The following is a 13,908-nucleotide window of genomic DNA, read 5'->3' as shown; positions in this document are numbered from 1 at the left end:
GCTAAATTTGAAGCCTAAATTTCATTTATTATACGGATTTCTAGCTTATCTGCTGCGTCTTTAAAATACTCTAAATCTTTCCAGTTATCCCTATTGCCAATGATATAAATATAGTTTTTGGCGCGTGTTAGGGCGACATTTAGCAGATTTGGCTTGCTTGCCGCCCACGCCCTAGCGCCCCCGCTCGCACCACCAAGGACAAAGATTATCACCTTTGCTTCCTTGCCTTGCATTGTATGGATTGTGCCGATATTGCCCTTTAACTCTGGCGCTATTGCCTTCATAGCTTTTACTACGCCACGAAATGGCGAGATTATCTTTATATCGTCTTGCGTGATAATTTTATCATTTTTATCATTTGGATCTACTTTGCCAGCTTTGAGGATTTTTTTCACGATTTCAAGGGCCTTCCTGCCCTCTTGCTCGCTAAAATTTTCTACAAAATTTGTGCTTTTGACATCGACCCAAACGCTCTTTAAATTTGGATTTTTACCCTTATTTTTATTTCGCCCCCAAATCATCAGCCCCTCATAGGCTATCTCGTTTGCGATTTCAAACATAGGATTATCGCAGCGATTATGCACACGAAGTGGCGAACCAACCCAAAGACCATTAATATAAGTGCCAAATTTCTCATGGAAATCAGCCCGCCCTTGCACAGAGGCGGTAGCTAGATTTAGGCTATCATCTATACCAAAACTTTTCAGCAAAATTTTGTTCAAATTAGCAGGCAGTGTAACCACAGGCTCTAATTGAAGCGGATCGCCTACTACGACAGCATGGCGAGAGCGCCAGAGAGCGCCTACGGCGTTTGATAGCGCCGCCTGCCCTGCTTCGTCGATTAACAAATACCCGATATCCTCGCACTCAAAATCCCTAAAACATCGCCCAAACGCCGCAAAAGTCGAGCTTACCACAGGCACGGCAAAAAAACAGAGATTTAAAAATTTCAACCTTTTCGCTTCTTTGCAAATCCATATTTTTATTTAAAAATGTAAATTTACGAAAATTAGCGTTAAATTTTGACGCATTGGCTAAAATCGCCATTTTATGAAGTTTCAAAGCCTTGAAAAACAGTTCTACCCTAGCCTCAAAAAGCTCGGTTTTTGCGCCATTATCACTTTTCATAAATGGCGATGATTTCTCGCGCTCATTTTCATCGGTTTTAAAAATTTCGCCGAATTTTAAAGCGATTTCATTTTGGCTATTTTGTAATTCTTTGTTTAAATTTTCTAACTCATTTTTTGCAGAATTTAGCTCGTTTTCTTTATCTTTTAGGTTTAATTTTGCTTTTTCTTGCTCGGATTTTTCCTTTGCCAAAGCTCTTTTTTCTTGCAAAATTTCATTATATCTGTTTTGGATTTCATAAATTTTAGTGCTAAATTCGTCATCTTTGCGCTTATATTCTTTGTAGGTAGCAGTGTTAAAAATCTGGTGAATAAAAAACAAAAATGGCTTTTCTGGCTTTGCTTGCAATATAAAATTTTTAGAATTTTCTAATTGGCTATACTCTGCGTTTAAATCCGAAATTTTAGTATCAAAGCCAATTATAGCTTCGTCAAATTTTGCAAATTCGCTGGCAAAGTCTATTTGTTCATACTCGGAAATTTTATTTTGCAATGCTTTCTTCTTATTTGGATAATTCTCTATAAATTTCACCAATTTATTAAATTTTTGCAAGATACCAGCATATCGGTTTTTTGCTTCTTTAAATTCAGCCTTGACTTTTTCAAATTCTTTTTTGTTTTTTAGGTATATTTTTTCTTCATGGTTTTCGATTGATTTTTTAAGTTCCATATATTTTCCGTAAAGTCCCTTATCGCTTTTGTTACCATTTTCGTATTCTTTCCATACCTTTATTCTTTCTAATTTCAAATTCTTTATCTCATCATCTTCTTGTATGAGTTTTGTATCTTTACCCCATATAAAATTTTGAGTGAAATTATAAATATTACTCGATTTCCCAAGAGTAGCGCACATTAGCCCCCAAGCCTCTTGTTCCTCGCTATTTGCCGCTTTTCCGATACCCAAAAGCCCCTTGGCCGTATGCGCGAAAAAATCCAATTCCCTTGCTTTTGGCAAATATTTTTTATCTATACTTTTTTCGACCGGGATTTCCTTGCTGATATTTTCCACTGCGCCATTATTGCTAGAAGCTACGACAATTTCATATCCAGTAAGTTTCGGATTTAAGCTATAAAAAAGCGGACCATATTTATCTGCCTTATCTGATTCTATCAAAATTTCATCCGCCCCAAGCGATGCTAAAACCTCAGCCCTTTGCACTATAAGCGCCGCGATGATATCCTTTAAAAGCGTCGTTTTGCCAGTTTCTAGCAAATTTTATCTCAACCCTGATTTGTTTTTGGTTGCCAAAAAAATCGCTTATCATATCCTCGGTAAGTTTGGAGTGAATTTCGCTCATAATCATCTTATCGATTTGTGAGAGATAATCCCTAAGCTCGCCCTCTTGCCTAATCCCCAAAACCACAGATTTTAAATCTTCCAAAGCCTTTTCGAGCTTTTTGGAAGTGTCGTTTGGCAAACCCTTTGTTTGGATAAATCTTTTCATTACCGCCGGAGTATTTGAGATAAAAATATTATCTTTTGAAATTTGCTCAAATTTTGCCACATCAAAAATATCGCTTTGGTTTAAATTTGTGCTTAGTTTAATCTGATACGATGCCGCTATCTCCTCGTCAATCGGGCTTTCTGTATAGGAATCTTCGGCGTTTTTTTCGTGCGAGCCAACGACTTTTTCGATTTGTTTAGAAATCTGCCCGATATAAAAAAATCCGCCATAAATTTTAATCGAAAGTTCATAGTCTCCCTGTCTTTTTTCTTTTTTGTCTTTATCGCACTCATTTTTTGCTTTATCTTGAAGCTTAATAAATTCTTCTTTGTATTTATCGATTTGTGAGTATAGATTTTCGAAATTTGTCTCAAAAACTATTCTATTTTTATCTTCTTGTTCTTTACTTAGCTCTTTTAGTTTGCTTGGATTTAGGTATTCGCAAAACAAAAAATACCAAAGAGTTTTTTCAATATCATCCATTTTATTTCCTTTTTTTGGATTTATCGTTGTTAAATTTAGCCGTAAAAGCGGCTTGAATTATAAGCAAGTTTTTGAATTTTGTCAAAAGCAAAAAGGAAATTTTAAAAATTTACCTTTTTGCAAAGAGTTATAAGCGCATACTTTACTTTACGCTTCGTTTTAAAGCAGGTGTTCCCATTTCTACCAAATTTGCATTTGATGAACTAAAATAATCGTTCCAAAATTCACGCAATGAATTTAAAATTTGTGGCGTTACATAGCCGCTTTTCGAGCCTTTTTTTGTTTCGGTTAAACCTGCACCGACCACATAAATTTTAGCTTCTCCAAAATCTCCAAAAAGTTCATTTTTGCTTAAAATTTCAAGCTCTTTTTTTGCATTGATTTGCCTTGGAGCGCCCTTGGCATAAAAGGTTGCGATTGACGAATTTTCTAACATATCAGAAGCTAAAAGCACGACTTTTGTCTCGGCTTCAAAAGTGGCGATTGAATTTTTACTAAAATCTTGCAAAGCATAGAAAATATCGGATTTAGCGACACTTTCGCCATCTTTTAAAAAGGCGTCGTTAATTTTTTGTGCCATATTTTTTCGCACATAGCCAAGTTGATCTTTTAGACATTTATCAAATTTAGCAAGACTATTTTTATTTAACTCGTATCTTGCCTTTTCATCAAGTGGCGTATCTAGCGTGAATTCAAATAAAACTTCATTATATCTGCCGTCTAAAAATGCAGAGTATTTTGCCACAAAAATGTGATTTCCAAATTCGGCGAATTTCAGGGCATTATTTACAATTTGCTCTTTTAGCGAATCGCCAAATGGCGTAGTTTCATCTATCAAAACAAAAACCGCTTCTTTTGGCGTGGCGTTTGGTTTTTCTATTTTGTTTATCTCATAGCAGTTTGGCACTGCAAACATAGAAACACAAAATGCACATAAAAATAAAATCGTTTTCATCCTAAAATTTCCTTTACTTTTTCATCATATTTTTCTTGCGATATAAGCCCTTCATCAAGCAACTCTTTAAATTCTTTCAAAATCTCTTTCTTGGATTTTTGCGGTGGCAGGCTAGGCGAATTTTCACTAGAAATTTCATTTTGTTTTGAAGCTGGGATTTCCTCTACTTTTTCACTTTTTTCATAAATTTCATCATTTTTGTTATCTTGTTCAGCTTTTTCTTTGCCTTTTTTGATTTCCATTGCTTCTTTTACTTTACCGACTTCTTTGTCTATTCTTCTTTGTCTATCTTTTTCTTTATGCTCTTTTATATAGTTATCAAAAGTTCTATATTTTTCATCTACCATATCTAGCTCGTCGCCACTAATAGCGTGAGAGTGGATTAAATTTGACATTTTTGATTGCAAAATAGATAATTTTTCGTTTGCGACACTTGCAATTCTATCTTTTTTGAGATTGTAAAAGTTTTCAAATTCATCCCTACTTGCAAATCCGTGGCTATAAAGATAAGCTTCCTTGCTCTGTTTTCCTGCAAAGCCCCATTTAAAGCCGATTATAATGCCTAAAATTTGAATAAATACAAAAAGCACAGCCAAAACGATAAATGTCGCCCAGCCACCTTTTCTATCGGCTTCTTGTTGTTCTTGAAGTGCTTTGTTATCAGCTTCTGTCTGAATTTCAGCTAGCTCGCTTGGCGCACTTTCATAGACATTTGTAACGACATTTGAAATCTCTTGATTTAACTGTTTTTCTAGAACTTGACCACGAACATAAGTCGCTCCAATAGCGATAAAAACTATAAGCACAGCCGTAATGATACTAATATACCAAGTCCTAGTAACTTGTGCATTTGTATGTTTTAATCTATTTAAAATTTGAAGACATCTAGGCTCGTTATCATCAAGGTGATTTTCTTGTAAATTTACCTTTGAATTTGGAATTAATTTTAATGAACTATCGGTATTATTTTTGTAATCATTTTTTTCCACAACAAAAAATTCGCGCACTTTTTTAGCAAGTGAATTTTTATACATTTCATCGCCACTAAAATGCGTAAGCATAACCAAAATAATCGAAATGATAAAGGCGATTCCAAGTGCGCCTTTTTGTTGAAGCGATTCACTAGCGCCAGGTATAGTATAACCAGCCAAAACATAGGCAAATCCAAGTGCTTCTAAAATCACCAATGCAAATATAATTATAAGCATAAAAATAGGAAGTGGTTTTCTGCCGATCTCATCGATTTTATTTAAGTATGAAACAGAGTTATCATACATTTTGCCGTCTTTATCAAACGAAATGTAATATCTATAAAATTTAGAACATAATACTCTTTCGCTATCATACCATTTATCTTTTATAGTTTTTGATTTAGATAGCTTAGCAATACCACCGATAAGCGGAAAACTCATCCACGAACATAGCCACCAAAATTTAATCTTATCCCAAAATTTAATCACTAGCAAAATCAACACAATCGTCGATATCGCAGCCAAAACCCACACTCTATACAATATAAGCGTATCTATAAGTCCTTGCATTTTATTTCCTTAATGGTTTGATTTCAAAATCTTTTTCTAAAATCGCTCCGTTCGAAGCAGTGTAATACAAATATCCCTTGGCATTTGATGAATTTTTATTGTCAAAGACTATATCCATACACTTTATCGGTGATTTTTTATCTGTCGAAAATACACGATAAAGTAGCCCGTTTTCGCCTTCGTAGGTATTTACAAGCGAGCCGATTTTATAATCAGATTTTGCATTGCTTGAATTTACATAATCTTTAAAAATCAGCACTTTTGGATTTGCCGTCGCTCTACCACCGTCCCTTAAAACGCTAATTGGGGCAATTCCAACGAGATTATTATTTACCATACCCTGCCAACTTCCGCCATTTAAAGATTTTCTAAATTCAGTTGTTTTTGGCAGTGCTTTGCCGTTTGAAAGGTGTTTCACACCACCTTCTTCGTGATATACATCAAAGTAGCAGTTTTGCAAACCAGTGCTTGCATAAGCTTTTGTAATAATAGAAAATGTTGATTTTTCTCCACCGTATTCTTTGCCAAGAGCAAAACTATCACCTCTAATCGCCCTACCGTCGAAATCCACCAAAACATCGCCAGCTTTTACACTTTTGCTAGCTTGCGGGTTTTTGGTCAAAATTTCAAAACTATCTTCTTGCGTGTTTTCTTGCACTTGTGGCGTATTTGTTTTCGGCTCCTGCTTAGATTTTTGAGCGATTTTCACAGGTTTTTTATCATTTGAAGTCTCGTTTTTAGTTTTAGAAGTTTGCGAAACAGCTTTTTTGGTGCTAGATTGTGTCTGTTTTTCTGATTTTGCTATAACCGCATTTGAGCGAGCGATTTTTGTGAAATACGCAGGATTTACGGCGATATTTTGAGTGTATTTTATGATATCTTCTTCTTTGTCAAGCTCGATAATCTCTACTCTGCGATTTTTCATCCTGCCTTCGTTTGTGTTATTATCAGCGATTGGTTGCGACTCGCCAGCTCCCCAGTAGTAGATATCTTTAATGTTTGTTCCATTTTTTGCAAAAATTTGACCGACCGTTTTAGCTCTGGCTTCTGAAAGCTTTTGATTATTTTTGCTTGCGCCACTATCATCGGTATGACCTACGATTAGAATTTTTCTTTTTGATTGAGAATTTTGATATGTTTTGGCTAATTTTGTATATAAAATTTTCGCATCAGAATTTAGGCTTGATTTGCCTACGCCAAATTGATTATTATCAGCGATAGTTACTCTATCGCCCTTTTCGCCAGCGGTTTTGATATCATCAAATGAAATTTCGGCGTTGTGTTCCTTGGCGATTTGTCTTTGAGCGGCTCTTCTTTCATCTATAAATTTACCTATCAAAAACCCTATTCCAGCACCCACAGCAGCGCCTATTACTAGACCCTTATCGCCACCTACTTCTTTGCCTACCACGGCCCCGATTGCAGCCCCCCCCGCTGTGCCTCCGATTTTACCTAGATTGTTATAAAACTCAGCGCACCCACTAAGGGCGACTACAAGTGGAATCGAAATAAAAATTCGCTTACGCATTTTAAGACCTTTTTTTGAAAAATTAAACGGGCGATTTTAGCACAAAAAGCACTAAAAGGCAAATTTTAGCACACGAAAATTTTGCCTTCAAAATCCCTAAAATAGAGATATTTTGAAAATAAGTAGTAAAATAATCTTTATTTTTCTAACTCATACCAGCCGTATTCGTCGCTACCGAATTTGGCTGTGAAAAGTGGCTTAAATTTCAGATCGCTTCTGAAATTTTGCCCGTTTTTGAGCTCGTTTGAGCGGAAAAACAGAAATAAATTTACGCCTTTAGCGATTTCATTTAGCAAATTTTGCCCGCCTTCAATCATCACTAACCCCGAATTTAAGGCAGTTTGCAAATCATTTGTGATTTGCACATTTCGACCCGCAACGCTAAAAAGCGGGATAGTTTTATCAAATTCGCTTTGCCTAGAATAGATAGAAATATCTGGATTTTTCCCGCCACAAATCAGCCTAGTATCGAGCTTCGGGCGGTCCGTGCGCACGGTATTTCCGCCAATCATCAAGCTATCGCAAATATTCCTTAAATAGTGCGAAAATGTGCGAGATTTGGCATTTGAAATTTCGCCCGTAATCACGCCGTTTGCAGAAAATGCGAGTTTAAAAAAGCTAAAATTTCCACTTTTTTGCCACGCCAAAAACGGCTTTAAAAGCGCGCCGCACTCGTCTTTTAAAATGCCAAATTCCACTTCCACGCCACTTTGCGCTAAGATTTCGCCGCCGCCACTAGCTTTTTCGTTTAAATCCGCCACGCCGATTACGACTTTTTTAAAGCCCAAATTTTTAAGTAAATTCGCGCACGATGGGGTTTTGCCGATATGGGCGCAGGGTTCGAGAGTAACAAAAGCGGTTGCATTTTTAAGTAAATTGCCGTGATTTTGCGTGATAAATTCATAAACGAAATTTGCGTTTAGATTTTTGAACTCTAAAATTTGATTTGCAAGGCATGATTTTGCGGATACTGCACCGAAATTTTCAAAAAAATCGCCGTAGATTAGATTTTGCGGATTTTTGCAAATTTGGCTCAAATTCAGGCCAAATTCGCTTTCATAAATTTGCAAAAATTTATTTAAAAATTCATCGCTTATCTCACAAAGTGCCACAAAAACAGCGTTTGCTTCGGCGTGTAAGAGTCCAGCTTTTTTATGAGAATTTATGCTTAAAATTTTGCCGTGCGTATCGGCTACCACGCACCCCACAGCAGGATTTGGAAAGGTTAAAATCTGATACCGCCACGCCTCTTGCACAGCTAAATTCATATAAAATTCGTTAGTCATTTTAAACTCTTTTGAATTTTTAAATTCATATTTTTCATAATTTTATCTTGTTTTGATTTGTCGCAAAAATCTCTGTTTAAATCGCAAATTTTTGCACCAAATTCAAGCCCTTGTTTGATTTGCAAAGGATTTTTTGGCTTGGCTTCTAAAATTTTATTCATCGCTTGATAGCAACTTGGAATAAATTTTAACTCACAACCTTTATCAAAATATTTTATCGAATTTTCAAAATCATTGTTGTCGCTATATAAAATGCCCAAATTATGGCAACTTTGTGGTATTTTTTTATCACAAGCTTTTGTATAATACTTAAAAGCTCTATCTAAATTTATCTCTATTTTTGGCTCTTCGCTACCCACATGGGCCCAATACCCAGCATTATGGCAGCTTCTAGTTTTGCCATAATCGCAAAGTTTGGCTTCAAAATTATCAACTCCATAAACAAAAGTTATGTAAAAAGCCCCTATTAAAACTATCCAACCAACTAGGCTAATTAGCAAAACTCTCATTTACCACTCGATATAAGTTTTCGCCTTTTTTATATCGCTAAATTTAATGCAAATTTCGCCGTCAGTAGTATCTAAGTATAAATTTTCATCTTCGAATTTAAGAATTTTTCCGCAAATTTTATCTTTTTCGCTCGTGGTTATTTTGACTAACTCTCCCACGCTTTTGCTAAAATGCTCTATTTTGCTTAGTTTGCGCTCTAACCCAGGACTCGATACTTCTAAAAAATACTCCCCGCTAACAGGCGGTTCGACATCGAAAATCGGAGATAAAATGCGACTTAGTTTTTCGCAGTCTTCTAAGCTCACGCCACCAGTTTTAGTTACAAAAACTCTATAAATCGTTTTGCCGTTTTCACTAGCTGTTTCGCAATCGTAAAATTCCAGCCCACACTCGCTGGCAAGGGCGTTTAAATCAACCATTTTTATTTAAATCCTTACTAATTTTTTCAAACAAATCGTCCATTTTGTTTTGGTATTCGAGCCTATCGTCGAATTTGAAGTGAAGCGCAGGTGAGCGAAACCAGCCTTCTGCTTCCATACAGTGGTTTTGGATAAAACGGCTTACTTTTTTAAGTTTTGCCAAGATTAGCTCTTGCTCCCTTTCGTCTAAGCCCATTTTATCGAGATATACAAAGGCATCATAGCGTCCTCTTTTGCACTCAACATCGGTTACGCAAAGCCCGTGCAAAAACTCATCATCAAGCTGCGATAAAGCCTGTGGAATCAGCTCTTTTAGGACACTTGCGGTTCGTAGTCGTCTTACTTCGTGAGCGTTCATAAATCACCTTTATAGCGTGGCTTGTTCTTCTTTTTCTTTGAAGCTTTCGATGAAATCCCCAACGCGCATATCGTTGTATCCATCTATGCCGACACCACACTCGAAGCCCTTAGCAACCTCTTTTGCGTCGTCTTTAAAGCGTTTTAGCGAACTGATATTTCCTTCGAAAACCACCACGCCGTCGCGGATTACGCGGATTTTAGCTCCCCTTTGAATCGAGCCTTCTGTAACCATACAACCTGCAATCTGTCCGATTTTTGGCACATTGATGACTTGGCGAATTTCAGCTTGGCCAAGGTCTTCTTCTCTGATAATCGGGCTCATTAATCCGCCCAAAATCGCCTTAACATCGTCAAGCAAGTTATAAATGACATTGTAAGTTTTTATCTCTACACCGCGCTCTTTGGCTTTTTCTTTGACTTCGCCTGTCGGGCGGATATTAAAGCCTAAAATCACGCAGTTTTCACTCGCACTTGCCAAACCTACATCGTTTTGCGTGATACCGCCTACGCCTGAGTGTATGATATTTACCTTAACTTCGTCGTTGCGAAGTTTTTCTAAACTTGCCTTAATAGCTTCAAGAGAGCCCACCACATCGGCTTTTACGATAACAGGAAGCGATTTTAACTCGCCTTCTGCGATTTTTGCGCTTAGCTCGTCGATTGTAACCTTTGTAGATTTTGATAGCTCTTTTTGGCGTTGATGTTCGTAAATTCGGCTCGCATACTCTCTTGCTTCTTTGTCGCTTCCAACGCCAATTAGCGTTTCTCCGGCTTCCGGGACTTCGCTAAGACCGATGATGACACCACACTCGCCAGGAGCAATCGAACTTAGCTTTTTGCCTTTATCATCATTTAGAGCTCTAACCTTTCCATACGCCACACCCGCAACTACCGTATCACCCACTTTTAGTGTGCCGTTTTGCACAATGACGGTGGCGACAGGGCCACGACCCTTTTGAAGCGAACTTTCGATAATGGTTGCTTTTGCTTGGCGAGTTTTGTCGGCTTTTAATTCAAGCAAATCGGCTTGAAGCAAGACGATTTCAAGCAAATCTTCGATTCCCATACCTGTTTTAGCTGAAATCGGCACAAATTCATAGCTTCCGCCCCACTCGGTCGGCATTATATCAAGTTCTGCTAGACCTGTTTTTACCAAATCAGGATTTGCGTTTTCTTTATCCATTTTATTAATTGCGATGATTATCGGCACACCGGCAGCTTTGGCGTGATTTACGGCTTCTTTTGTTTGTGGTTTTACGCCATCATCTGCCGCAACCACGATGATAACAATGTCGGTAACTTCCGCACCTCTGGCGCGCATAGATGTAAATGCTTCGTGTCCTGGGGTATCGATAAATGTGATATTTCGTCCGTTTTTCTCGACCATATACGCACCCACATGTTGGGTGATACCGCCTGCTTCGCCACTTACGACGCGTGAATTTCTAATGAAATCAAGCAAACTAGTCTTTCCGTGATCGACATGCCCCATAATGGTAATTACTGGCGCTCTTGTGGTTAAATTTTCTTCAACTACTTCATCTTCGTAAGCCTTGACATAGTCGAATTCTTCGGCTTCATTTACGATATTTACCTCAATGCCAAATTCGTCTGCCAAAATTTCAATCGCGTCTTCGTCCAAAAAGTCATTTTTAGTAGTCATCATGCCAAGCAAAAATAGCTTTGAAATGATTTCGCTAGGCTGTTTTTTGATTTTTTCGGCAAATTCATAAACACGAATTTCTTTTGGGATATTTACAGAAGTTACGCTCTGCTCGTCGTCTTTTTTGACGACTTTTTTATGTTTTTTGCGACTTCCACGGCTAATACCCGTATCGTTTCCGTAAAACTGCGTTTGCGAACCTTTGTAGATATTTGGTTGATTTTTGGTTTTTGTTTTGTTTTCTACTTGGATAGGCTTAACTGTAAGATCAGGCAAAACTACCATATCTTCATCATCATCGATGACAATGTCCGCTAGTTCGTGGTCGCTAACCAAATCGATTTTTTGGGTATCTTCTTTTTTAGAAACGGCGATTTTTTTCTTTTCGGCCTTTTTCTTTTTCAAATTTAACTCAGCGTTTGAAAAAATCGCCTCCAAGCTAGCGCTTACCTTTTCGCGGCTTTCGCTTGGTTTTTCCACCTTTGGTGCTTCGGTGTCTTTTTTCTTTTTGACTATCACCAAACCACGGCGCTTTTGCAAACTCTCGCTAGCTAGGCTCTCGCCACTATTTATTTGAGGGGTTTGCGCTTCGGGCTTGGATTTTGGCTCGGTTTTAACTTCGGCTTTTGCTTCGATTTTCGTTTCGCTTTTTGGTTGAGAGTGCGGCTTTTCCTCTTTTGGCTCAGGTTTTGGCTCAGGTTTTGGCTCTTTGCTTTGAGAATTTTCAGCCTTTGGCTCTGTTTTTTTGCTCTGAGTTTTTTTAGGCTCATCTTTTTTGGTTTCGCTCTGCTTTTTTGGTTTCGCAGGGGCTTTTTTAGCACTGGATTTTGGCTTTAAAGACTCTGGCAAAATTCCTGTTTGAATATACTCATATATAGCCGCTGCTTCTTCGTTGCTTACCTTGTTTGACGCGGTTTTGACCTTAGTATAGCCCATTTCTTGCGCTTTTTCGATGATGTCTTTGCTTGCGTACCCAAGCTCAGCCGCGATGTCACTGATTTTAACTCCCTCAGCCATTTAAAACCCTCTCCTTAATAATCTCAAAATTTTCATATTTTCTAAATTTTGATAAATATTTAATAATTTTTTCTTTTTGATTTATACATTGATTGCAAATATAAAATTGCCGTTTTGAATTTTCTTTTTTGAAATTTTGCACAAAGGCATTAAGCCCCGCCTTAGCAAATCTACCTCTACAAATAACGCACATTCTTATCGGTTTATTCATAAAATTATATCTTACTTTTTCTTAGCTAATATTAAAGCCGTTATTATCTATATTTAAAATTTCTACCTTGAAATTTTTAAATTTATCCGCCAGCGCATTTTTTATCTTTTGCGCGTCGCCAGCATGGGCTAAATTTAAAAAAGTCGAGCCACTACCGCTGAGCGAACTCATAATCGCGCCATTTGCGTAAGCCACTTCGCGCACGCTAAACAGCTCAGGTAGCGCACTCATACGCACCTCCTCGTGCATTTTATCCACACAAGCAAGCCTTAGGCTATCATAATCTTTTTTCATAAAACACGCCGTCAAAAACGCAGCGTGCGAAAGGTTGCTCACGCAATCTTTGATAGTAAAACTCTTAGGCAATTTTCCGCGAGATTCATTTGTAGGCATTGGCGTATCTGGGATAACGACGATAGCCTTGATATCAGCGTCGATCTCGCACTTTTGTGAATAGACATTTTTGCCAGAAGTTATGCTCGAAACAAACCCGCCATAAGTCGCTGGGGCGATATTGTCAGGGTGGTTTTCGTATTCTAGGGCGAGATTTAAAATTTTGCCCCTATCCACGCTAAATCCACGCATATAATACGCTGCCGCGATTGCTCCGACTATCACAGCCGACGAGCTTCCAAGACCGCGCGAAAATGGGATATTGTTTTGAAATGAAATTTTGAAATTTTGGTTTGGATTTCCGCCTAGTTTGGTGTAAATTTCGCGGAAAATGTTTAAAAACGCATTATTTTTTTTAAGCCACGCCTTTTCGCTTCCATATCCGTTTAGCGAGATACAATGAAAGCTGTTTTCGCAAATCTCTACTTCGTTAAAAAGCTCTAAACTAAGTCCTAGCGCATCGAAGCCTGGTCCCAAATTTGCGCTGGTGGCGGGAATTTTTATAATCAAATTTTCTCCTAAACTGCATCAATAATGTAATTTGGTAGTATATCATTGCTTTTATTTAAAGTTGATAAATTTTGCGGTAATTTCATAGGAGCAGGCTCTAATTTTGCCATTTTTATCTCGCCATTTTCGTAAATGTATGAAAATGCCTTGTTTGCCCTGATTGGCAAAAATCCATTTAGCTCAAATCCAGTGACCGCGTAAAGTGGTAAATTTAGGGCGATACTAAGCGTTTTTAGCATTACAAAGCTAACTTTTATGCCCATAAAAGAGCCTGGTGTATTCGCATAGATAAGCTCTGAAATTTTATACTCTTTTAAAATTTGAGAAAATTTTTCTACCAAAAATTCATCGGCTTTTTGCCCTGGCGCGCTAGAAAATTCTAAAATTTTGTCATTTTTCTCGTAAATACCGACAAGCACGGGCGAAGTGAGTGCTACGACTAAAACGCTGATTTCTTTGA

General features: G+C 37.6%; 13 protein-coding genes. All 13 read right to left on the bottom strand.

Translation table 11 applies throughout. The features are described from left to right. Nucleotides 1-14: 14 nt before the first annotated feature. Nucleotides 15-953: a DEAD/DEAH box helicase gene (locus tag OFO01_RS05755; protein ID WP_270859248.1), complete on the bottom strand. Its 939-nt coding sequence runs from the start codon at nt 951-953 to the stop codon at nt 15-17. Next, nucleotides 877-2,340, bottom strand: a complete 1,464-nt coding sequence (locus tag OFO01_RS05750; protein WP_270859247.1) for a hypothetical protein — start codon at nt 2,338-2,340, stop codon at nt 877-879. Before OFO01_RS05750 ends, OFO01_RS05755 begins: the two co-directional genes overlap by 77 nt. Further along, complete coding sequence (locus OFO01_RS05745; protein ID WP_270859246.1) at nt 2,273-3,055, bottom strand: hypothetical protein; 783 nt, start codon at nt 3,053-3,055, stop codon at nt 2,273-2,275. Before OFO01_RS05745 ends, OFO01_RS05750 begins: the two co-directional genes overlap by 68 nt. 142 nt (nt 3,056-3,197) lie before the next feature. Continuing rightward, the gene (locus OFO01_RS05740; RefSeq protein WP_270859245.1) at nt 3,198-4,010 is read right to left on the bottom strand and encodes a hypothetical protein; all 813 of its coding nucleotides are present in this window, start codon (nt 4,008-4,010) and stop codon (nt 3,198-3,200) included. Next, on the bottom strand, nt 4,007-5,551 hold the full coding sequence (locus tag OFO01_RS05735) for a hypothetical protein (protein WP_270859244.1): 1,545 nt from the start codon (nt 5,549-5,551) through the stop codon (nt 4,007-4,009). The genes OFO01_RS05740 and OFO01_RS05735 overlap by 4 nt, the downstream gene beginning before the upstream one ends. A 1-nt stretch (nt 5,552) precedes the next feature. Next, nucleotides 5,553-7,079: an OmpA family protein gene (locus OFO01_RS05730; protein ID WP_270859243.1), complete on the bottom strand. Its 1,527-nt coding sequence runs from the start codon at nt 7,077-7,079 to the stop codon at nt 5,553-5,555. A 137-nt stretch (nt 7,080-7,216) separates the two neighbouring features. Next, complete coding sequence (gene ribD / locus OFO01_RS05725; RefSeq protein WP_270859242.1) at nt 7,217-8,365, bottom strand: bifunctional diaminohydroxyphosphoribosylaminopyrimidine deaminase/5-amino-6-(5-phosphoribosylamino)uracil reductase RibD; 1,149 nt, start codon at nt 8,363-8,365, stop codon at nt 7,217-7,219. Next, the gene (locus tag OFO01_RS05720; protein WP_270859241.1) at nt 8,362-8,874 is read right to left on the bottom strand and encodes a tetratricopeptide repeat protein; all 513 of its coding nucleotides are present in this window, start codon (nt 8,872-8,874) and stop codon (nt 8,362-8,364) included. Before OFO01_RS05720 ends, ribD begins: the two co-directional genes overlap by 4 nt. Further along, entirely contained in the window at nt 8,875-9,294 is a 420-nt protein-coding gene (gene rimP, locus OFO01_RS05715) for a ribosome maturation factor RimP (protein WP_270859240.1), read from the bottom strand. Continuing rightward, nucleotides 9,287-9,652, bottom strand: coding sequence for a 30S ribosome-binding factor RbfA (rbfA, locus tag OFO01_RS05710; RefSeq protein ID WP_270859239.1), 366 nt, complete (start codon nt 9,650-9,652; stop codon nt 9,287-9,289). The genes rimP and rbfA overlap by 8 nt, the downstream gene beginning before the upstream one ends. A gap of 9 nt (nt 9,653-9,661) precedes the next feature. Beyond that, nucleotides 9,662-12,334, bottom strand: a complete 2,673-nt coding sequence (infB, locus tag OFO01_RS05705) for a translation initiation factor IF-2 (protein WP_270859238.1) — start codon at nt 12,332-12,334, stop codon at nt 9,662-9,664. Nucleotides 12,335-12,566: 232 nt separating this feature from the next. Further along, nucleotides 12,567-13,448 (bottom strand): homoserine kinase, encoded by an 882-nt coding sequence (gene thrB / locus OFO01_RS05700; protein ID WP_270859237.1) that lies wholly within the window; start codon nt 13,446-13,448, stop codon nt 12,567-12,569. Nucleotides 13,449-13,456: 8 nt separating this feature from the next. Then, nucleotides 13,457-13,867, bottom strand: coding sequence for a glycoprotease (locus OFO01_RS05695; RefSeq protein ID WP_270859236.1), 411 nt, complete (start codon nt 13,865-13,867; stop codon nt 13,457-13,459). Nucleotides 13,868-13,908 lie beyond the last annotated feature (41 nt).

Source organism: Campylobacter sp. JMF_01 NE2, from assembly GCF_027737365.1.
In the GTDB taxonomy this organism is placed as follows: domain Bacteria; phylum Campylobacterota; class Campylobacteria; order Campylobacterales; family Campylobacteraceae; genus Campylobacter_B.
This window is presented reverse-complemented; position numbering and strand designations above follow the sequence as displayed.